The organism is Sphingomonas sp. Leaf37 (assembly GCF_920939475.1).
In the GTDB taxonomy this organism is placed as follows: Bacteria; Pseudomonadota; Alphaproteobacteria; order Sphingomonadales; family Sphingomonadaceae; genus Sphingomonas.
This window is the reverse complement of sequence record NZ_CAKLAX010000003.1, coordinates 283,758-304,858: the sequence shown is the minus strand read 5'-3', so window position 1 is coordinate 304,858 and position 21,101 is coordinate 283,758. Positions and strand designations below refer to the sequence as shown.

At 67.4% G+C, this 21,101-nt stretch carries 20 protein-coding genes; 9 read left to right on the top strand and 11 right to left on the bottom strand.

The genetic code is table 11. The features are described from left to right. Positions 1-12: 12 nt before the first annotated feature. From LRA87_RS11145 to LRA87_RS11115, 7 genes are read right to left on the bottom strand one after another with little or no spacing between them, the layout of a single operon-like run. Positions 13-444 (bottom strand): hypothetical protein, encoded by a 432-nt coding sequence (locus LRA87_RS11145; protein WP_230631541.1) that lies wholly within the window; start codon positions 442-444, stop codon positions 13-15. Then, a complete protein-coding gene (locus LRA87_RS11140; protein WP_230631540.1) occupies positions 437-1,765 on the bottom strand; it encodes a FliI/YscN family ATPase in 1,329 nt (442 codons plus the stop codon). The genes LRA87_RS11145 and LRA87_RS11140 overlap by 8 nt, the downstream gene beginning before the upstream one ends. Continuing rightward, a complete protein-coding gene (locus LRA87_RS11135) occupies positions 1,765-2,505 on the bottom strand; it encodes a FliH/SctL family protein (RefSeq protein ID WP_230631539.1) in 741 nt (246 codons plus the stop codon). The genes LRA87_RS11140 and LRA87_RS11135 overlap by 1 nt, the downstream gene beginning before the upstream one ends. Beyond that, positions 2,498-3,532, bottom strand: coding sequence for a flagellar motor switch protein FliG (gene fliG, locus LRA87_RS11130; RefSeq protein ID WP_268934855.1), 1,035 nt, complete (start codon positions 3,530-3,532; stop codon positions 2,498-2,500). Before fliG ends, LRA87_RS11135 begins: the two co-directional genes overlap by 8 nt. Then, a complete protein-coding gene (gene fliF, locus LRA87_RS11125; protein ID WP_230631538.1) occupies positions 3,529-5,190 on the bottom strand; it encodes a flagellar basal-body MS-ring/collar protein FliF in 1,662 nt (553 codons plus the stop codon). Before fliF ends, fliG begins: the two co-directional genes overlap by 4 nt. Positions 5,191-5,193: 3 nt before the next feature. Next, positions 5,194-5,553: a flagellar hook-basal body complex protein FliE gene (fliE, locus tag LRA87_RS11120; protein WP_230631537.1), complete on the bottom strand. Its 360-nt coding sequence runs from the start codon at positions 5,551-5,553 to the stop codon at positions 5,194-5,196. After that, positions 5,550-6,869, bottom strand: coding sequence for a sigma-54 interaction domain-containing protein (locus LRA87_RS11115; RefSeq protein WP_230631536.1), 1,320 nt, complete (start codon positions 6,867-6,869; stop codon positions 5,550-5,552). The genes fliE and LRA87_RS11115 overlap by 4 nt, the downstream gene beginning before the upstream one ends. A 292-nt stretch (positions 6,870-7,161) precedes the next feature. Here LRA87_RS11115 and LRA87_RS11110 point away from each other — a divergent pair, with 292 nt between their 5' ends. After that, on the top strand, positions 7,162-8,007 hold the full coding sequence (locus tag LRA87_RS11110) for a flagellin N-terminal helical domain-containing protein (protein WP_230631535.1): 846 nt from the start codon (positions 7,162-7,164) through the stop codon (positions 8,005-8,007). 129 nt (positions 8,008-8,136) lie between these two features. Here LRA87_RS11110 and LRA87_RS11105 read toward each other — a convergent pair whose 3' ends face one another. After that, entirely contained in the window at positions 8,137-9,069 is a 933-nt protein-coding gene (locus LRA87_RS11105; RefSeq protein WP_230631534.1) for an L-threonylcarbamoyladenylate synthase, read from the bottom strand. A 36-nt stretch (positions 9,070-9,105) separates the two neighbouring features. Between LRA87_RS11105 and LRA87_RS11100 the strand changes: the two genes are divergently transcribed. Together LRA87_RS11100 and LRA87_RS11095 are read left to right on the top strand one after the other, a co-directional pair. Then, complete coding sequence (locus LRA87_RS11100; RefSeq protein WP_230631533.1) at positions 9,106-10,839, top strand: acyl-CoA dehydrogenase; 1,734 nt, start codon at positions 9,106-9,108, stop codon at positions 10,837-10,839. A 304-nt stretch (positions 10,840-11,143) separates the two neighbouring features. Next, positions 11,144-11,962, top strand: a complete 819-nt coding sequence (locus LRA87_RS11095; RefSeq protein ID WP_230631532.1) for an arylamine N-acetyltransferase family protein — start codon at positions 11,144-11,146, stop codon at positions 11,960-11,962. A gap of 192 nt (positions 11,963-12,154) precedes the next feature. On the opposite strand, the gene LRA87_RS11090 is transcribed toward LRA87_RS11095, so the two are convergent. Both LRA87_RS11090 and LRA87_RS11085 read right to left on the bottom strand, forming a co-directional pair. Then, positions 12,155-12,511: a GntR family transcriptional regulator gene (locus LRA87_RS11090; RefSeq protein ID WP_230631531.1), complete on the bottom strand. Its 357-nt coding sequence runs from the start codon at positions 12,509-12,511 to the stop codon at positions 12,155-12,157. 52 nt (positions 12,512-12,563) lie between these two features. Then, entirely contained in the window at positions 12,564-13,142 is a 579-nt protein-coding gene (locus tag LRA87_RS11085) for a nitroreductase family protein (RefSeq protein ID WP_230632244.1), read from the bottom strand. A 128-nt stretch (positions 13,143-13,270) separates the two neighbouring features. On the opposite strand from LRA87_RS11085, the gene LRA87_RS11080 reads away from it, so the two are divergent. After that, positions 13,271-14,869 carry a peptide MFS transporter gene (locus LRA87_RS11080; protein WP_230631530.1) on the top strand — a complete coding sequence of 533 codons (1,599 nt, stop codon included), beginning with the start codon at positions 13,271-13,273 and terminating at the stop codon, positions 14,867-14,869. Between the two features lie 147 nt (positions 14,870-15,016). On the opposite strand, the gene LRA87_RS11075 is transcribed toward LRA87_RS11080, so the two are convergent. Further along, positions 15,017-16,240: a dicarboxylate/amino acid:cation symporter gene (locus tag LRA87_RS11075; RefSeq protein ID WP_230631529.1), complete on the bottom strand. Its 1,224-nt coding sequence runs from the start codon at positions 16,238-16,240 to the stop codon at positions 15,017-15,019. Positions 16,241-16,296: 56 nt separating this feature from the next. Here LRA87_RS11075 and glmM point away from each other — a divergent pair, with 56 nt between their 5' ends. From glmM to LRA87_RS11050, 5 genes are all read left to right on the top strand, one after another. Continuing rightward, complete coding sequence (gene glmM, locus LRA87_RS11070) at positions 16,297-17,637, top strand: phosphoglucosamine mutase (protein WP_230631528.1); 1,341 nt, start codon at positions 16,297-16,299, stop codon at positions 17,635-17,637. Beyond that, positions 17,637-17,861, top strand: coding sequence for a DUF1272 domain-containing protein (locus LRA87_RS11065; RefSeq protein ID WP_230631527.1), 225 nt, complete (start codon positions 17,637-17,639; stop codon positions 17,859-17,861). Before glmM ends, LRA87_RS11065 begins: the two co-directional genes overlap by 1 nt. 477 nt (positions 17,862-18,338) lie before the next feature. Further along, positions 18,339-19,103, top strand: a complete 765-nt coding sequence (gene thiD / locus LRA87_RS11060; protein ID WP_230631526.1) for a bifunctional hydroxymethylpyrimidine kinase/phosphomethylpyrimidine kinase — start codon at positions 18,339-18,341, stop codon at positions 19,101-19,103. Then, positions 19,104-19,772: a ribonuclease HII gene (locus LRA87_RS11055; protein WP_230631525.1), complete on the top strand. Its 669-nt coding sequence runs from the start codon at positions 19,104-19,106 to the stop codon at positions 19,770-19,772. Between the two features lie 174 nt (positions 19,773-19,946). Further along, on the top strand, positions 19,947-21,092 hold the full coding sequence (locus LRA87_RS11050) for a site-specific DNA-methyltransferase (protein ID WP_329958592.1): 1,146 nt from the start codon (positions 19,947-19,949) through the stop codon (positions 21,090-21,092). Positions 21,093-21,101: the final 9 nt, after the last annotated feature.

Here is a 21,101-nt window from a genome sequence, read left to right as displayed (position 1 = left end):
GTCCCACGACCATCAGCAAGGATCGTGCCGTTTTGCTTTCAGTGGAGAAATCGGGGGGGTGTCTTCCAGCGCGCGCATTTCTTTGACCAATGCGGCACGGCGCGCACGATCGAGCAGTTTCTCGATCGCACTCTGGTCACGCTTGGCCGATCGGGTGGCTTCGGCAGCGCGGTTGACGAACATCTCGGCCGACTGGACCCGCATCTGCGCCGCGGCGGAGGATTGGTGGAGCCGTTCGCGAAAATGCGCCTGCGCGCCCAGCGACCCGGCGCTGGCGACGGTATCGGACGTCGGCGACACCGCATCCGCCAGCGCCTGGATGCGGCTGGCAAGGTTGGTCTCGCTCGCGAATTTCTCGTGCGCCCGCACCTCGTCGGCGCGGGTGAGGCCCAGCTGCAGCGTGCGCACGCGGTGGATGCGCGCAAGCTTCTTCGCGTCAGGCACCGAACACGCCGGTCAGTTCGGCGATCGAATCGCCCAGCGAGACATTCTCGTCGCTACCCTGCTTGATATATTCCATCACGGCCGGGTGCGCGGCGATCGCCGCATCGATCGCGGGATCCGCGCCGGGGCGATAGGCGCCCATTAGCACGAGATCGCGATTCTCCTCGTACGTCGCCAGATGGCGGCGCAGCACGCGCGCGGCGTGAACGTGGTCGGGATGCGCGATGTCGGTCATCACGCGGCTGACCGAAGGGCCGATGTCGATCGCCGGATAGACGCCGCGCTCCGCCAGATGGCGGTTGAGGACGATATGGCCGTCGAGGATCGAGCGCGCCGAATCGACCACCGGGTCGTTGCCGTCGTCGCCGTCCGCGAGCACGGTGTAGATCGCCGTTATCGATCCGCCGGTGCGCACGTCGGTGCCGGCACGCTCGATCAGGTTCGGCAGCATCGCGATCGCCGACGGAGGATAGCCGCGCGCCGATGCCGGCTCGCCCAGCGCCAGCCCGATTTCGCGACCGGCGTGCGCGACGCGGGTCAGGCTGTCCATGATCAGCAGCACCTTCTTGCCTTCGTTGCGAAAGGCTTCGGCGATGGCGGTGGCACGCAGCGCGCCGCGGATGCGCAGCACGGGGGAATGGTTGGCGGGAACGGCGACGACGACGGCACGCTTGCGCGCCTCGCCGGCGACCTTGGTTTCGAGAAAGTCGGCGACTTCCCGCGACCGTTCACCGATCAGGCCGATGACGATCACATCGGCCTGCGCCGCGCGCACCATCATGCCGAGCAGCACCGATTTGCCGACGCCGGACCCCGCCATGATGCCGACACGCTGGCCCTGCCCGATCGTCAGCAGCCCGTTGATCGCGCGCACGCCGACATCCATCGGCTTGAGCACACGGCCCCGGTCCAGCGGAGATTGCAGCTTGCCCGCGAGCGGCCATTTCCGCGCGCCGCGGATCGGCCCGAGCCCGTCGATCGGCTTGCCCGCGCCATCGACCACGCGGCCGAGCAGCGCATCCCCCACCTCCGCTTCGCCGGGAGGGCCGACGGGCCGCACCGGCGCGCGCGGCAACAGCGCGGCAGGGCCGCCGAGGTTCATCAACAACGTCCGCCCGTTGCGGAAACCAATCACCTCCGCCTCGACCTTGGCGTCTCCGTGACCACCGATCTCGCAGATCGTACCGACCGGCAGCGACAGGCCGACCGCTTCCATCAGCAGGCCGTCGTACGAGGACAGGCGCCCCGACACCTTTGGCGTCGGGCGGAAATCGGCGACACCCAGCGTCTCCAGATAATCGGCGGTGAAGCGGTTGAGCATCAGCGCGGCTCCAGCGCCGGCACCGGCACGCGGTCGATCGCCTCGGCGAGCTGACCCAGCCACAATTCCGGCCCGTCCTCGACCAGCGTCGATGCGCTTTCCAGCACGAAGCTGCCCCGCGGCAGCGATGCGTCACCCGCGGCGAAGATCGACTTTGGCAGCGATGCCTCGACCAGCGGCAGATCCTCGGGATTGAGCCGCAGCAAGGCCGATTCGCTCGCGTCCGCCAGCATCTCGGCGGCGGCTGCGATGCGGCCGTTGAGCACGTCGGCGGTGACGCCGCATTCGCCGACCAGCTTGTTGACGAGCAGCAGCACGGTCTGGCGCAATTGCGTGGCGATGCGATCACGATCCAGCTGATGGCCATTGGCGAGCGCCGCGGTCAGTTCGGTCAGCAGCGCCCGGTCGCGGTCGCCGCTCTCGCGCGCCGCTGCGGCAGCCGCGGCCAGCCCCTCGGCATAACCGGCGGCATGCGCCGTCTCGACCGGATCGATGAAGCCGGTCGGCTCCACCTGTGCATCGAGCGGGTCCCAGCCCTGCGTCGGCTTCTCGCCGCCCGGATCGGCGGGGCTGAAATGCTTCGGGCCGGATCGCGGTTCATCCCGATCCCCCCCCATCGCGCGTTCCAGCGTCGCCCACATCTCGCGCGGCGTGAAGCCCTGCGGCGGCGCGAACGCAGCCTGGAGCAGGTGGGCGGCGGTGTCGTGGCGTCCGGCAAATCCGGCGACGAACTCAGACATAATCGTCGTCGCTCGCGCCCATCACGATGGTGCCGTCCTTGGCGAGGTTGCGCGCGATACCGATCATCGCCTTTTGCGCTTCCAGCACTTCGGCGAGCTTCATCGGCCCGCGTGCCTCCATCTCGTCGCGGATACCGTCGGCGGCGCGCGCCGACATGCAGCCGAGGAAGCGATTGCGCGCATTCTCGTCGACGCCCTTCAGCGCGCGCGACAGAATGTCGCCATCGACGTTGCGGATCAGCGTACCCAGATTCTTGTCGTCGAGATCGAGCAGGTTGTCGAAGACGAACATCGCCTCCTCGATCGCCTTGGCGACGTCCTTGTCGATCTTGAACAGCTTCGGCATCACCCGCTGTTCGGTCGCCTTGCGCGCGCCCTGCAGGATCTTCGCCGCCTCGCGCGTGCCACCCAGCGTCGGGCCGTTGGCGCCGGGACGACCGCCGCCGCCGCCGCGCCGGTTGGCGAGCACCGCCTTCAACGTCTCGACGGCATCGGGGTTGATCGGCCCCAGCCGCGCGATGCGGTGAAGGATATCGGGCTGCACCGCATCGGGCAGCAATTCGAGCACCTGACCACCGACCGTGGGATCGAGATTGGCGATCATCACCGCCGCGATCTGCGGATGTTCCTTTTCGATCATCTGCGCGATCTCGCCGGCCTCGAGCCAGTCGAGGATCTCGAGCTCGCAATTGGCTTCGGGCGGTGTGATGCGTGCGAGCACGCTTTCCGCCTTCTCGGGCCCCAGCGCGCGGTTCATCACCGCTTCGATCCGCGGGCGCGGTTCGAAAGTGATGCCGGTACGCTCGCGCGCCTTGCCGACGAAATCGTCGAGCACGTCCTCCATCTCCTGTTCGGACACGTCCGCGACCGCGAACATGGCGGAACCGAGCTGCCGCACTTCCTCGGGGTCGAGCTTCTGGAGGATGGCCGCAGCTTCCTCCTCGCCGACCAGCATCATCAGCACCGCGGCGCGTTCGACGCCGGTATAGCTGCGCGCGGCGGCGACGACGGGCGTGATCGCGTTCACTTGGCGTCGGCCTTGATCATGTCGCGGATCGCGAGCGCGGCGCGGGCGGGATTGTCGCGGGTAAAGCCGCGGACCGCACCGATCCGGTCGTCGACCGTCTGCGTTGCCTCCAGCCGGTCGAGGCTGACCGATTCATGCACGGTGATGCCGTCCGCGGCCGGGCTGCCGGCCGGACCGGCAAGTGCCGGCGTCGTCGCATCCTCACGCTTCTTCATCAGCCCCTTGGCGAGCGGACGAACGCCGAGCATCAGCACCAGCAGCGCGATGATGATCGCTGTTGCGTTGCGGGCGAGCACCGGCAGCCAGGCGTTGTCGTACCAGGCCGGGCCGGTGGCGTCGGCCGCCGTGTCGGCGAACTTGCGGCTGATCACGGTCACCTGATCCTGTCGCGCCTGATCGAAACCGACCGCGCTCTTCACCAGATCGGTGACCTGACCGATTTCCATCGCGGTACGACGACCCTTCTCGGGTTCGCGCAGCAGCACGGCGACGGACAGGCGCTTGACCGAACCCGGCGTCTGGCGCGTCACCGAAACCTCCTTGCCGAGGTCGTAGGCGCGCTGGAAGCTGTCGCTCTGCTTGTTGGGATTGGGCGCGGGGTTGCCGGCAGCCGGAGCGGGTTCGCCCGATGCGCCGTTCGCGGCCTGCGGTGCCTGCAACTGGCTGGCGGGCGGCGGCGTGTTCGACAGCACGCCGGGAATACCGCCGGGCGTCGCCGGGCCACCGGCCTGGTTGCCCGTCCAGTTGCCCGTCTCGGCGCGTAAGGCGCCCTGCTTCTCGTAGCTTTCGCGCGTCGCCTGCGTCTCGTCGAGGTTGATGTCGGCCTGCACCTCGGCGGTGAAATTGCCCGCGCCGACCAGTGGCGTCAGGAGCTGGACCAGCTGCTGCCGCACCTTGTCCTCGGTCTTGCGCTGCATCTCCAGCCGCGCATCGCCCTCGGCATCGACGCCGCCGGCACCCGGCTTGGACAGCAACGCGCCCATCTGGTCGACGATCGTCACGCTCTCGGGCTTCATGCCCGGCACCGACGATGCGACCAGATTGATGATCGACTGCACCTGGGCCTGCGACAGCGCGCGGCCACCCTGCAACTTGATGACCACCGACGCCGACGGCGCGGCATTGTCGCGCACGAACACCGACGCTTCGGGCGTGGCGAGATGCACGCGCGCCTCGGCGACCGCGTCGATATCCTCGATCGAACGGGCAAGCTCGGTCTCGCGCGCCTGCCGCAGCCGTTCGCCCTCGACGGCGCGGCTGACGCCCATCGGCAACTGGTCGAGGATCGCATAGCCGCCGGGGGCCTGCTTCGGCAAACCTTGCCCGGCGAGCAGCATGCGTGCCTTGCTGAACTGGTCCTCGTCGACCGTCAGGGCGCCGGTGCCGTCGTCGATATGGCTGGTGATGTTCGCCTGCGTCAGTGCGCTGGTGACCGCCTGCTTGTCGGCATCGGTCAGCCCGGTGAACAGCGTCTTCTGCGTCGGTGTCGACAGGCTCATCCAGGCGAGCGCGGCGGCAGCGACGAGCGATACGAGCATCGCCATCGGCAGGCTGCGGCGGACGGCGGGCTGCGCGAGCACGCCCTTGATCTGCAACAGCGGGTTGGCGAACTTCTCGGGCAGGCCCGAGGGCGAAGTGGTGGCGAGTGCAGTGCTCATCGATTACACCGGCATGCTCATGATGTCCTTGTAGGCGGACAGCAATTTGTTGCGGACTTGCAGCGTGGCCTCGAACCCGACCGAGGCCTGCTGGCGCGCCAGCATGACCTTGGCGATATCGACCGTTTCACCGCGTTCGTAGCTTTCGGACAGCGCGGACGCCTTGCCCTGCGTCGCGTTGACGTCCTTCAGCGCATCCTGCAGCGTATCGGCGAAGCTGGTCGGCTTCGTAGCCCCGGCGGGGGCACTGGTCTCGGTCGCACTCGCACGGCTCAGCGCCTGGTTGCGCTCTAGGATCTGCGCGCGCAGCTGCATCACCCGGTCGACGCTCATCGCGCCGCCCACACCCGCAACGCCGCTCATGCCGCACCCGCCATGTTAAGCGGGCGGGCGAGGTCGTCGCCCTGATCGCGTGCCTTGGCTAGGCGATAGCGCAACGTGCGCTCGGAAATGCCCAGCCGCCGTGCGGTCTCGATCCGGCTGCCGCCGCAAGCGGCCAGCATTTCGCGGATCGCCTGGAATTCGCTCATCTGCACGACGTTGCCCAACGTTACCGGGGCCGACGTTGCCGGCTCGGCGGGCGCGGCCTGCGGGAACAGCTGCGTCACCGGGGCCGATTCGCGGTGAAAGGTAAAGCTGATCGGCCGGTCGAACACGATGTGGCTCGCCTCGATCGTGTCGCCGCCGGCGAACAGCAGCGCGCGCTGGATCACGTTCTCCAACTCGCGGACGTTGCCCGGCCAGTCGTGACGCATCAGCTGCTCGACCGCGTCCACCGTCGGCCACGGCACGACGGCGCGCGTACCGGCATGGCGCAGGATCATCGTCGCGGCGAGCGCGGGGATATCCTGCGGACGCTCGGCGAGCGGCTTGGTCGACAGCGGGAAGACCGACAGGCGGTAGTACAGATCGGCGCGGAAGCGACCCGCGGCGACTTCGCCCTGCAAATCGCGGTTGGCGCAGGCGACGACGCGGACGTCGATCTTCTGCGGCACCGACGCGCCGATCGGCACGACCTCGCGCTCCTGCAACACGCGCAGCAGCTTGGCCTGCAACTGGAGCGGCATCTCCGCGATCTCGTCGAGCAGGATCGTGCCGCCGTCGGCTGCCCGGAAAAAGCCTTCGCCGCCCGACGATGCACCGGTGAATGCACCCTTCTGGTGACCGAACAGCAGCGCCTCGAGCATCGTCTCGGGCAGCGCGGCGCAGTTGATCGCGATGAACGGGCCGTTCTTGCGGGGTGAATTGTTGTGGATCGCGCGCGCCAGCACTTCCTTGCCGGTGCCGGTCGGCCCGTTGATCAGGACGGTGATGTCCGCCTGCGCCACGCGCTCGGCCAGCGCCAGCAGCGCCAGCGATTCGGGGTCCGCCGCCGTTGGCATGTCGGGCCCGGCGACCAGCGCGCGGGCAAAGCCGTTGCCGACCGCCGCGTCCTCATGGCCAAAGGCGATTCGCGCCGGGTTGCCGTCGCGGGAAGGAATGACGTGGCGACCGTCGTCGCCGATGATCACGGTGCGGGCAGGGGCGGGCGGCGCCTCGCCCTCGGCGATCAGGAACAGGTCGGCCGGGCCGGGCTGGCCGGTTTCGAACGAACCGACGCCGAAGCCCTGGGCGCGAAGCCCCGACACGAGCGCGTATTTGCGCTGCGACACCGCAGCGGAAGGAAAAATCGAACGCATGGTTTATCCCCCAAGGATGAGCCTGCAATGCGGCAACAAGGGTAAACGCGTCGTTAAAACGGTTGCCGCCCGGCAAAATATTTCCGGGCGCCGGCCCGCCTGCGTCACGCGCGCGCGACGCGCCCGTATGTGCCCGTACGGAAGGGGGGGGGCTGGATCGGCCGGACGGGTCGAACGACCGGTTGCAACTTTTTCGCTTAAGCCGCCGCGCGCCGGGCCGTTATCCCATTTGGCGGCTCGGCCCTCCGCTCTGGGGGCGGCGGGGAGCGCCGCAGCTAATTGGAGACATCTCATGACCGTTATCGGCACCAACATCGCCTCGCTTCGCGCCAGCAACGCTTCGACCTCCGCCAACATGGCGCTGCAGACCTCGATGGAGCGTCTGTCGACCGGCAAGCGCATCAACTCGGCAAAGGACGATGCCGCCGGCATGGCGATTTCGTCGAACATGACCGCCCAGGTCCGCGGCATGAACCAGGCGATCCGCAACGCCAACGACGGCATCAGCCTCGCCCAGACGGCGGAAGGTGCGCTCGGCGAAGTGAACAACATGCTCCAGCGCGTCCGCGAACTGGCCGTGCAGTCGGCATCGGGCACCTACAGCACCGACGACCGCACCAACCTGAACGCCGAAGTTACGCAGCTGCGCACGCAGATGAATGACATCCTGACCAACACCAAGTTCAACGGCGTTCCGGTGTTCGACTTTGTCGCCGGTACGGCCGCCACGTCGAGCGCCAAGGTCACGATCCAGACCGGCGCCGGTGCGTCCGACACGGTCGATCTGCAGAAGGCGTTCGTCAGCATGGACAATATCACGAACGGCACCACGGAGCCGCTCGACGTCTCCACCACGACGAAGTCGACGACGACGCTGGGCAAGGTCGATGCCGCGATCAAGGACATCAACACCGCCCGTGCGACGCTGGGTGCCGGTCAGAACCGTCTGCAGTCGGTCGTAAACAACCTGACCACCAACGTCACCAACCTGTCGGACGCCCGCAGCCGCATCGAGGATACCGATTTCTCGACGGAAACCACGGCCCTCGCCAAGGCGCAGATCCTCAGCCAGGCGTCGACCGCGATGCTCGCTCAGGCCAACCAGAGCCAGCAGGGCGTCCTGAAGCTCCTCCAGTAATCCGGAGAAGCGACCAGTTCCGGTGCCGGCACCGCCCCCCCAAGGGTGTCGGCGCCGACCGAGCTCTCCCCCCAAGGACGAGCGAAGCCAGAACCCCGGCGGCCCCAGAGCCGCCGGGGTTTTCGGCTGTCAACGATGCGCCGCGCGCGTCAGCCGGTCGTTGATCGCCTCGCCCAGGCCGGCATGCGGGATCGGGGCGACCGCGATTGCCGCCCGATCGCTCGCATCGGCGCGATGCAACGCATCGAACAACCGCGCCGCTGCCTCGCGCAGGTCTCCGGTCGCCGACAGCATGTCGTCCCCCTTCACCGGGCCATGGCCGATCAACCATTCGTCGGCGGCCGCCGCGGTCGCGTCCAGCCGCAGCGGTTTGCCCGGCGCATAATGCGTCGCCAGCTGCCCCGGCGCGGTGATCGCAGCGTCCGTAGAGTCTATAGAGTGTGCTTGCACCGCGAACGGCAGATCCGAGGCCACGATCGGGCCCGGCCGCAGGATGGTCCGGCCTGCGACGATCGTCGATTCCAGCCCGGCTTCGCATCCGCCGTCGTCGATGATCAGCGGCACCCGGTTGCCCAGGCTTGCCGCGACATGCGCGGCCCGCGTCGGGCTGATCCCGTTGCTCGCGTTGGCGGATGGAGCGGCCAACGGGCGCTTCGTCGCAGCGAGCAGGGCCTGCATCGCCCGATGACGCGGCACCCTCAACGCTATCGTCGCCAGTCCCGCCGTCACCAGCGATGCGATCGGTGCGTCCGTCCGCAACGGCAGCACCAGCGTCAGCGGTCCCGGCCAGAATCGCGCCGCCAGTGCCCGCGCATCGGCATCGAACACCGCCAGCGCCTCCGCGGCCGCCAGATCGGCCACATGCACGATCAGCGGGTTGAAGCTCGGTCGCCCTTTGGCGGCATAGATGCCGGCCACCGCGTCGGCATTCCCGGCATCGGCGGCGAGGCCATAGACGGTCTCGGTCGGCACCGCGACGCATTCGCCACGACCGATTCGCTCGGCCGCCTCGTCGATCGCGGCCATGCCGTAGGGTAAGATGCGCGGGTTTGGATCGACCATCCACCGGGGCTATATCGCGGGTAATCCTGGGAGAGAATGATGTCCTTTACCGCAGCCGTGGCCGACCAGCGTTTCGTGCTGGAGCACGTCGTAAAAATAGACGAACTCGCCACCACCGATCGCTTCGCCGCCGCCAGCCCCGACGTGATCGATGCGGTGCTGGAGGGCGTCGGCCAGTTCGCGGCCGGCGAATGGGCCCCGCTCAACCGCGAAGGCGATACCGTCGGCGCGAAATGGTCGCCCGATGGCGTCCATATGCCGGCCAGCTTCATCAAAGCGTATAAGGATTACGTCGAGGGCGGCTGGGGTACGATCGGCGTGCCGGAAGAATTCGGCGGGCAGGGCCTGCCCTTCGCGATCCAGACCGCGGTGCTTGATACGCTTGGGTCTGCCAACATGGGCTTCGCGCTCTGCCCGACGCTGACCGTCGGCGCGATCGAGGCGCTCGCGCATCATGGCTCACCCGAACAGCAGGCGCTTTATCTTCCGCACCTCGCCACCGGCGCATGGACCGGCACGATGAACCTCACCGAACCGCAGGCGGGCAGCGACGTCGGTGCCCTGCGCGCGACCGCCAAGCCATTGGGCCCTGACAAGTTTGGGGGGGGCAAATGGTCGATCAAGGGCACCAAGATCTACATCTCGTTCGGCGACCACGACATGGCCGACAACATCGTCCACCTCGTCCTCGCGCGCACCCCCGATGCGCCCGCCGGCACGCGCGGCATCTCGCTGTTCCTCGTCCCCAAGTTCCGTTTGAAGGATGACGGCACACCCGGCGATTCCAACGACGTCCGCGTCGTGTCGATCGAACACAAGATGGGTCTGCACGCCTCGCCGACCTGCGTGCTCAGCTTCGGCGACCATGACGATTGCGTCGGCGAACTGATCGGTGCCGAACATGCCGGCATGCGCGCGATGTTCACGATGATGAACAACGCCCGCCTGAACGTCGGCCTGCAAGGCGTCCAGATCGCCGAAGGCGCGACGCAGAAGGCGGTCGGCTATGCGCTCGAGCGCGTCCAGTCCGCCCGCGCAGGTTCGCCGAACAAGGAATCGGTCCGCATCGTCGACCACCCGGACGTCCGCCGCATGCTGCTTCGCATGAAGGCGCAGACGCAGGCAGCCCGTGCGCTCGTCTATTACGCCGCCGGTCAGGTCGATCGCGCCGGGCTGGGCGACGCTGCGGCAAAGAACCGGCTGGAAGTCGTCACCCCGCTCGCCAAGGCGCACGGCACCGACATCGGCAACGAAGTCGCAAGCCTCGGCATTCAGGTGCACGGCGGCATGGGTTACGTCGAGGAAACCGGCGCCGCGCAATATTTCCGCGACGCCCGCATCACCCCGATCTACGAAGGCACCAACGGCATTCAGGCCGCCGACCTCGTCGGCCGCAAGCTGTCGCTGGATAACGGCGGTGCCTTCGCGGCATTGGTTGCCGATATGCGCGCCGAGGCAGAGCACCCGGCGCTCATCGCGCTGATCGACGCGATCGACGCCATCGCCCACCGCCTCGCCACCGCCGACGCCGACGACAAGCTCGCCGCCAGTTATCCCTTCCTGACGATGACCTCGGTCGCGGTCTGCGGCTGGCTGATGGAACGCGAAGGTCGCCACGCGACCGGCGACGAGGAATTCGCTATCGTGAAACGTGCGGCGGTCCGCTTCTACCTCGACCAGATCGTCCCCGAAGCGCTCGGCCTGAAGGCCGCCGCTACCGCGAGCGCCGACGTTCTATATGCAATTCCCGCAGAAGCCTTCGCCGCCTGACCTAACAAGTCCTCCCCCGCGAGGGGGAGGTGGCACGGCAACGCCGTGACGGAGGGGGAGGTAAGCGACGTCGTTGATAACGGAGTTCGAAGCCCACCTCCCCCTCCGTCACGCCCTGCGGACGCGCCACCTCCCCCTCGCGGGGGAGGACCGAAGAACGCCAAAGGTCACGCACCCTGGATTTCTTCCCGGCGTCGGGCACAGTTCGGAAGGAGCCGAATGATGGAAGGGGAAGGAAGTTACGCACTCCCTTACGAGCCGCCAAACCCTTGCACACCGCCATCCCGCACGTCACAGAACACGCATGTTCGACCTCGACGCCTATCTCGCTCGCATCAATCTCCCCGCCCGCGTCACGCCCGACGCCGAGGGGCTCGGCCGCCTCCAGCGCGAACACCGCCTGTCGATCCCGTTCGAAAACCTCGACGTACGCCTTGGCCGCGGCATCGCGATCGATTCCGCCAGTGTCTTCGCGAAGCTCGTCACCGCCAAGCGCGGCGGCTATTGCTTCGAACAGAACCGCCTGTTCATGGACGCGCTGACCGCGCTTGACTTCGAGGTCCGCCCGCTGCTCGCCCGCGTCTGGCTCGGTGTCGAGGATACCCCGCCGCTCACGCATACGCTCAGCCTCGTCACGATCGGTGGCCGCGACTGGATCGCCGACGCCGGCTTCGGCGGCAGCTATGCGCCGGTGATGGCGCTGGTCGACGGCTGGGAAGCGGAGGCCCCCGACGGCGCGTGGTTCCGCCTCGACCGCCACGCGCAGCACGGCTGGATGCTCAGCCGCAAGGGCGATCCCGGCTCCACCGACGGTCGCGGCACCGGCGCCGACTGGATGCCGCAATACAGCTTCCACGAAACCGAAGTGTTCGACGCGGATCTGGCTTTGTCCAATCACTGGACCTCGACCGCGCCGGGCAGCCGCTTCACGCAGCTGACGATCGCCAGCATCGTCCTGCCTCACGGCATGGCCGGCCTTACCGACCGCCGCTATCATCGCCGCGCCGGCGACAACAGTTCGGACGCCGAGATCACCGACCCCCGCGTTTACCGCATGCGCATGTCGCTGATGTTCGGCATCGACCTGACGCCGGAAGAGGTGGTCGCGCTGGAGCTGTTTTAAGAAGGTCGGTCCGCGCGAAGGCGAAGAGTAACGCCCCCATCCATCGTCATCCCCGCGCAGGCGGGGGCCCATAGCCGCGACCGCCACGGTTTCATCGTAAAGGTCGGCGCGTAGGGATTTTCGCCTTCGCAGGGATGACGGAAAACAGGTTTGATCCGGAATATCCGCGCTTCCACGAACAGCGCGCGAAAATCAGACCCGCTCGCGCTCCAGCAGATCGGCGGCATCCAGCCCCAGCAGGTCGATGTAGCCCAATATCCGCGGCCACTGATTGTCGACGAAGCTCGCCCGCTCCGCCGCGCGCAGTTTCTCCGATGCGCCCGGCAGCACGAACATGCCGACACCGCGCCGCACCTCGACATAGCCGTCGTCCTGAAAGCTCTGATAGGCCTTCGCCACCGTCAGCGGGTTGGCGCCATGCTCGGCGGCGAACGCCCGGACCGAGGGAAGCTGATCCCCCGCGCGATAGTCCCCGCGCAGGATGCCCGCCGCGATGGTTCCCCGCAGCCGGATATAGACCGGGCTATCCTCGTTGCTCAGCGCTGTCATGCTGGTTTAATACAGCAACGGGCGAAAAGGTCCACTCCCAACAGGCCGATTGTCATCCCGCATCGGGCCAGTGCGAGACGATCCGTGCCATGTCCGGGCGGGGCCGTTCCTCCAGCGGCCGCCCGGGCGTGCCGACGAAGACGAAGCCGACGATCTTCTCGTGCGCCGCGCCGAACGCATCGCGCACCGCGGTGGAGAACGTCGGCCACCCGGTCAGCCAGCCGCCCGCGAAGCCCATCGCATGCGCAGCATGCAGCAGGTTCATCGTCGCCGCACCCGCAGACATCTCCTGTTCCCATAGCGGGATATGGCTCGTCCTGCTCGGCGACGACAGCACCATTACCAGCGCCGGCGCCTGCCGCGAGAACTGGTCGAGCGAGTCGATCTCCGCCCGCGCCGCCTGCGGGCGTTCCGCACGATAGGCATCGACGATCAACCGCGACAGGGCATCGCGATCGTCGACGATCACGAACCGCCACGGCGCCAGCTTGCCGTGATCGGGCGTCCGCGCGGCGATGCCGATCATCTGGTCGAGCTGCGCCGGATTGGGGCCCGGCGCGACCAGATCGCGCGGCTTGCCGGACCGGCGGGTGGCCAGCAGAGCCAGCGGCGTGGAGGTGTCGTTGAAGATCGGATCGGTCATGCCCGACACATAGAGGTGCCGCCCGATATTTACAGCGGGCGCCCAGCCGTTACGTTACCGCGATCCGCCGCCCGGACCGGGACGGCGCCTGATATCGGTTGGAGTCATCGGAGCCTATGGCCAGTGCATCGGCGAGCGGGGGCGGCGTACCTGCCCATGCCCGCACCTTCCTCGGACACCCGCTCGGGCTGTTCATGCTGTTCTTCGCGGAGATGTGGGAGCGGTTTTCCTATTACGGGATGCGCGCCATCCTGGTCTTCTACCTGACCAAGCATTTCCTGTTCGGCGAACAGCCCGCCTTCGCGATCTATGGCGCCTATACCTCGCTGGTCTACATCACGCCGATCATCGGCGGGTACATATCCGACCGCTATCTCGGGCCGCGCAAGGCGGTACTGGCGGGCGGTGTCTTCATCACCATCGGCCATCTGCTGATCGCCGCGGTCGAGGCGCCTCAGGGCGTGCAGGGCAGCGCCCTCAACGGTTTCTACCTCGCGCTCGCCTTCATCATCGTCGGCACCGGGTTCCTGAAGGCGAATATCTCGGTGCTCGTCGGCAAGCTGTACCGCCGCGACGACGTGCGCCGCGACGGCGCCTTCTCGATCTTCTACATGGGCATCAACACCGGCGCATTCATCGGCCCGCTGCTGGTGGGCTACCTCGGCGAACGGATGGGCTGGTCCTACGGCTTCGGCGCGGCCGGGATCGGCATGGCGCTCGGCCTCGTCGTGTTCGTGCTGTTCCGCCGCGAACTGTACGATGTCGGCGAACCACCCGTGCCCGCCGCGCTGAAGGCGAAGACACCGATCGGCCTGTCGATCGAATGGGCGATCTATGCCGGCGCGATCCTCGGGATCGGCGTCGCATGGTATTTGGTGCGCAATCAGGGCGCGGTCGGAATGCTGCTGATCGTCGGATCGGTTCTGACCATCGGCTATATCCTGATGACGGCGTTCCGGAAGCTGCCGCAGGTCGAACGGCATCGCATCTTCGCCGCGCTGTTCCTCATCTCGCTGTCGCCGCTGTTCTGGGCGCTGTTCGAACAGGCCGGGTCGTCGCTCAACCTCTACACCGACCAGTCGGTCGATCGCACGGTGCTCGGCTGGACGATGCCGGCCTCGTGGTTCCAGTCGGTCAATTCCTTCTTCATCATCACGCTCGCGCCGCTGTTCGGCATATTGTGGACCACGATGGGGAAGCGCGGCATCGAACCGTCCGCGCCGTTCAAGTTCGGCATCGGCCTCATCCTCGTCGGCGCCGGTTTCTTCGCGCTGATCATGGGCGCGCCAGCGGAGGGGCTGACCCCGGCGATCTTCGTCATCCTGCTCTATATGCTGCATTCGATGGGCGAACTCTGCTTCTCGCCGATCGGCCTGTCGTCGATGACGCGGCTATCGGTCGCCAGCATGACCGGGCTAATGATGGGCACGTGGTTCCTCTCGACCGCAGCGGGCAATTTCATCGCCGGCCTGATCGCGCAGGCGACCGGCGGCGAAGGTGCCGGCCCGGCGCAGGTGCTGGCGGTCTACGGTCGTATCGGCTGGTTCGCGATGGGCGTCGGCGTGGTGGTCCTGATCCTCGCGCCGTTCGTCACCCGCCTGATGCACCTCGATACGATCGGCGACGCACCCGATCACGCCTTGGCCGGCGAAGCCGCGATCGGCGAACCTGCAGCGGCGGGCGTCGATACCCGCGACGAGCAGCGGCCCCGCTGAACCTTATTCCTCCCTCGCTTCAGCGAGGGAGGGGGACCGTTCGCGTCGCGAATGGTGGAGGGGGCGTTTCCGCAGGCACAAGGCTCGTCGCGAACCTCCCCTCCGTCAGCGCTGGCGCGCCGCCAACTCCCCCTCGCGGGGGAGGAATCAAGCGGCCCGCCGCCCCACCACGCTGGTCACCGCGACGTCCATCGTGACATTGCCCACGGTACGGAACAGGTCCGGCACCGTCTCCACCGCCACCAGCAAGCCCAAAGCCTCGATCGGCACCCCCATCGCGAACGCGACCGGTGCGACGCTGGCGAAGAAGCTGATCGTCCCCGGCAGCGACACCGATCCCATTGTCGTGATCGCCGCCGTCGCCACGCCCGCGGCCAGCTGCCCCGGCCCGATCGGCACCCCCAGCCAGTGCGCGACGTACAGCGCCACCGCCAAATTCATCGCCGGGCTGGTCGCACGAAAGATCGCCACCGCCACCGGCAGCACGATCCCCGCCGTCGCCGGGGCGACGCCGATCTCCGCCGACCCCTTCAGCATCGCCGGTAGCGAGGCGAGCGAGGATTGCGTGCTGACCGCGACCGCCTGCGCCGGAGCTACCGCACGCGCGAATTTGCGGAAAGGCACGCCGCCGCCGAACCGCGCCACCGGATAGCCCGCCAGCAGCACGATGAAGCCGATCGACGACACCAGCACGATATAATGCACCAGCGCCCCGAACGCCGCCGCCCCCGTCCGAGCGCCGACCCCGTACGCCAGCACGAAGATCCCGATCGGCGCCAGCTTCAACACCCAGCCGATGATGACCAGCATCGCATCGGTGATCGCCTTGAACAGGTCGGTCAGCCGCCGCCGTGCATCGTCTTCCAGCCGCGTGATCGCAAAGGCGAAGGCGAGCGTGAATACCGTCAGCGGCAGGAACGCATCGCCAGCCGCCGCCGCGACGACGTTGGTCGGCACGATCGTGTTGAAGAAATCGGCCAGCGTCGGCACCTTGCCCATCGCCGGCGCTTCGGTCAGCGCGCTGCGCAACGCCGCCGACCACGCCTCCGGCAACGGCCACAGGTCGAGCAGCAGCGGCATGATCGCCGCCGACATCAGCGTCGTGCACCACAGCACCACCACGAACAGCGCCACCGCCCGCCCCGCGATCCGCCCGGCCTTCGCCGCCTCGGCGGTCGCCGCGATGCCGGTCACCAGCAGCCCGACGATCAGCGGGACGATGACCATCTGCAATGCATGCAGCCACGCCTCGCCGATCGGCTGCGTGACGCTGGTGGCGGCGAGCGCCCAGTCCCTGTCGATGGCGACTGCGGCGATGCCCAGCCCGATACCGACGACGAGCGCGAGGAGGATACGGGTGGCTTGCGACATCGGGTTCCTTGGCGCATCGGGGACTAAGGGCGGCATAGCGGAACGGATCGCGCGGGATGGCAAGGAAATATTTCGGCACCGATGGGATCAGGGGTGCGACAAACGCCGGCGCGATGACCGCAGGCATGGCGATGAAGGTCGGCATGGCGGCGGGGGCCTATTTCCAGCGCGGCGACCACAAGCATCGCGTGCTGATCGGCAAGGACACGCGCCTGTCGGGCTATATGCTGGAATCGGCATTGGTCGCAGGCTTTACCAGCGTCGGCATGGACGTGGTGATGGTCGGGCCGTTGCCGACCCCGGCGGTGGCGATGCTGACCCAGTCGATGCGCGCCGACATCGGCGTGATGATCTCCGCCAGCCACAACCCGTTTGCCGATAACGGTATCAAGCTGTTCGGCCCCGACGGCTACAAGCTGTCCGACGAGGCCGAACTGACGATCGAACAACTGATCGATAGCGACGTGGCACTCGTCCCCTCTGCCCAGATTGGCCGCGCCCGCCGGATCGAGGATGCGCAGGGCCGCTACATCCACTTCGCCAAGGCAACCTTTCCCGAAAACCTGCGACTCGATGGCCTGCGCGTGGTGATCGATTGCGCCAACGGCGCCGCCTACAAGGTCGCCCCGTCCGCGCTGTGGGAACTCGGCGCGGATGTCGTCGCAATCGGTGTCACGCCCAACGGCACGAACATCAATGCCGGAGTCGGATCAACCGCCCCGCAAACCTTGTCCGAAACCGTGGTCGCCAGTGGCGCCGACATCGGCATCGCTCTGGACGGCGATGCCGACCGGCTGATCATCGTCGACGAACACGGCAAGGTCGTCGACGGCGACCAGTTGATGGCGACGATCGCCGGCAGCTGGGCGCGCGCCGGCCGCCTGTCGGGCGGTGGTCTTGTCGCGACGGTGATGTCCAACCTCGGCCTCGAACGGCACCTGTCGGCGCAGGGTCTCGGCCTCGTCCGGACCTCCGTCGGCGATCGCTACGTCCTCGAAAAGATGCGTTCGTCGGGCTACAACGTCGGCGGCGAACAGTCCGGGCACATCATCCTGTCGGATTACGGCACCACCGGCGACGGTCTGGTCGCCGCGCTCCAGGTTCTCGCGGAACTGAAACGTTCCGGCGCGCCGGCGAGCGAAGTGCTTCACCGCTTCGAACCGCTGCCGCAACTGCTCAAGAACGTCCGTTTCGCCGGCGGCAAGCCGCTGGAGCACGATTCGGTCAAATCGGTGATCGCCGCTGCCGAGGCCGAACTCGCCGGCACCGGCCGCCTCGTCATCCGCCCGTCCGGTACCGAGCCAGTGATCCGCGTGATGGCAGAGGGCGACGACGCCGCCCAGGTCGAAACCCTCGTCGATCGCATCTGCGACGCCGTCCGCCAGGCTGCTGCCTGATGCTCGAGATGCGTCCGGATTGCGAACGCTGCGGCGCGGACCTGCCGGCGGACGCGCCGGGTGCATTCATCTGCAGCCATGAATGCACCTTCTGCGCGGAATGCGCCGACGCGCTCGACGAACATTGCCCCAATTGCAGCGGCGAATTGATGGACCGCCCCACCCGCGTCGGCAAAGCGCTGAAGGCCAACCCCGCCTCTACCGAACGCCGCTTCCAAAGCTGATTTGCGCGCAAAAGAAAGGTGTTTCACGCGCAAACGCGGAGGCGCGGAGAAGAAGTAAAACTTGCTCATGCGAAGGCGCGAAGAGAGGGCGGCAGTGGAGAGGGCTTGCCCTTCCAACCGTCATCCCGGCGAACGCCGGGAGCCATGGACCCGCACCACCGATGACGACGCACACCAACACCCACCAGCGCATCCATGGGTCTCTGCGTCTGCCGGGATGATGGTGAGGTGGAGGGGTGGCTTACCGCGTCCAACGGCGATGATCCTTCTCCTTACTTCTTCTCCGCGTCTCCGCGTGAATCACCCTTCTTCAACCGACCCGAAAACCCGCTGTCCTACACCCCCTGAAAATGACATAGCCGCCTCCATGACGCGCCCCAGCCAAAGCGCCGCCCTCCACCACCATCGAACGGCACCGTGCGGGACGTGTTTTCATCCCGCACGTAGTGTCAACTTCGGCAACTTCCGGCACGAACCATGATCCCCCGCGTCCTCATCATCGCCGGTTCCGACTCGGGCGGCGGTGCCGGTATCCAGGCGGATATCAAGACCGTCGCCATGCTCGGCGGCCACGCCATGACCGCGATCACCGCGATCACCGCGCAGAACACGCTCGGTGTGCAGGCGGTGCATGCCGTCCCCGTCGACATCGTCGTCGCGCAAATGCGCAGCGTCATCGACGATCTCGGCGTCGACGCAGTCAAGATCGGCATGGTCGGTTCCGCCGCCACCGCGCATGCCTTGGCGGATGTGCTCGACACGCTCGCCGTGCCGATCGTCTTCGACCCGGTCATGATTGCCACCAGCGGCTCCGTCCTCGCCGATGCGGATACGATCGCCGCCTTCGATCGGCTGATGCGCCGTGCCGCCATCGTCACTCCCAACCTGCCCGAACTCGCCGCGCTCGGCGGGAAGGCGGCGGTCGGCGCGACCGGAGCCGCCGTGCTGGTGAAGGGCGGCCACGCAGAGGGCGACATCGTCGAGGATCGCCTCGTCACCGACGACGGCGAGACGATCTGGACCCACCCCCGCATCGAAACCCGCCACAGCCACGGCACCGGCTGCACGCTCGCCAGCGGGATCGCGACCGGCCTTGCCGCGGGCATGCCGCTCGCCGACGCGGTGGGGCGGGCCATCGCCTATGTGCAGGCGGCGCTTGCGGCGGCGCCCGGCATCGGGGCAGGGTACGGGCCGATGGGACATGCGCTCGGCGTCGCGCCCTTCGACGAACTGGAAGGCTGAATGCCCGGACTGAAGCACGAAAAAACCTGCCTGCCCCCCGTCGCCGGGGTGGACGAGGCGGGCCGCGGTCCGCTCGCCGGCCCGGTGGTGGCCGCCGCCGTGGTGCTGCCGGCGAAGGGCACGCCCCGCGGCATCGACGATTCCAAGAAGCTGTCGGCCCCCGAACGCGCCCGCCTCTGCGGCCTGATCCAGACCCGTGGGCAGTACGGCATCGGCATCGTCGAACCGGCGGAGATCGACACGCTCAACATCTATTGGGCGACGATGAAGGCGATGACGCTCGCGGTCGACGCGCTGGTCGCGAAGCTCGGCTGCGACCCCGGCCATGTCCTCGTCGACGGTAACCGCCTGCCACGCTGGTCCTATGCCGCCACCGCGATCGTCAGCGGCGATGCGCACAGCCTGTCGATCGCCGCCGCCTCGATCGTCGCCAAGCACACTCGCGACGGGATCATGCTCGACCACGCCGCTTCCCATCCGCAATACCATTGGCATTCGAACAAGGGCTATGGCTGCAAGCACCACCTCGCGGCACTGCGCGATCACGGGCCGACCCCGATTCACCGCCGCAGTTTCGCACCCGTCGCCGCAGCTTACACCCGAATCACGCCGGACGCCGAATTCGGCTCACCGCAATTGGCGCTTGATGTTCACCATTTTGCCGGATGAGTCTTTTGAGTCACACCCCCAGTGCTGGGGGACGCCCGGAATCGCGTTCCCCACATCTTGGGCGGGACTCAGGATGTTCCGCCGGCGCGACGCCGTGACGACGACGGGCGTTAACCATTGCAGGCTTGACGCGAGTCCCCTGTTTCGCGCGAATAGGGCGGCAAGGGGGACGTCATGCCAGTAATCGACAAGGTCAGGCAGCCGCGCATCGCGGCGCGCGCAGCGGTGCCGACGCCGGCGAAGGCGCCGTTGCCGCTCGACAGCATCGTCCGCGGCGATTGCATCGCGGCGATGCGCGCGATGCCCGACAAGTCGGTCGACATGGTCTTCGCCGACCCGCCCTATAATCTCCAGCTCGGCGGCGAGCTGTTCCGTCCCGACGGCAGCCACGTCGATGCGGTCACCGACGATTGGGACAAGTTCGACACCTTCGCCGCCTACGACGCCTTCACCCGCGCCTGGTTGGCGGAGGCGCATCGCATCCTCAAGGATGACGGCACGATCTGGGTAATCGGCAGCTACCACAACATCTTCCGCGTCGGTGCGGCGGTGCAGGACCTCGGCTATTGGATTCTCAACGACATCGTCTGGCGCAAGGCCAATCCGATGCCGAACTTCCGCGGCACCCGCTTCACCAACGCGCATGAAACGCTGATCTGGGCGTCGAAGGGTGAGGGCGCGAAATACACCTTCAACTATCGCTCGATGAAGACGCTCAACGACGAACTCCAGATGCGCTCGGACTGGGAATTCCCGATCTGCGGCGGGGCTGAGCGGTTGAAGAAGGGCGGGGTGAAGGTCCACCCGACGCAGAAGCCCGAGGCGCTGCTGTACCGCATCCTGCTCGCCTGCACGAAGCCCGGCGGCGTGGTGGTCGATCCCTTCTTCGGCACCGGCACCACCGGCGCGGTCGCCAAGCGTCTGGGCCGCCACTGGATCGGCATCGAGCGCGAGGGCGATTACATCGAAGCCGCGGAGGAACGCATCGCCGCCGCGCTGCCGCTCGACGAATCGGCGCTCGCGACGATGCAGAGCCCGCGCCAGCAGCCCAAGGTCGCGTTCGGCGTGCTGGTCGAAAACGGCTATCTCACCCCCGGCGCGGTTCTGACCGACGCCAAGCGCCGCTTCCGCGTCACCATCCGCGCCGACGGCAGCCTGCTGTCCGACTGCGGCGCGACCGGATCGATCCACAAACTCGGCGCGACGTTGCAGAACGCACCCGCCTGCAACGGCTGGACCTTCTGGCATCACGAAGCCGGCGGCAAGCTCCAGCCGATCGATACCCTCCGCCAGACCTACCTGCTGGCGACGCAGCCATAATTCTCAGTC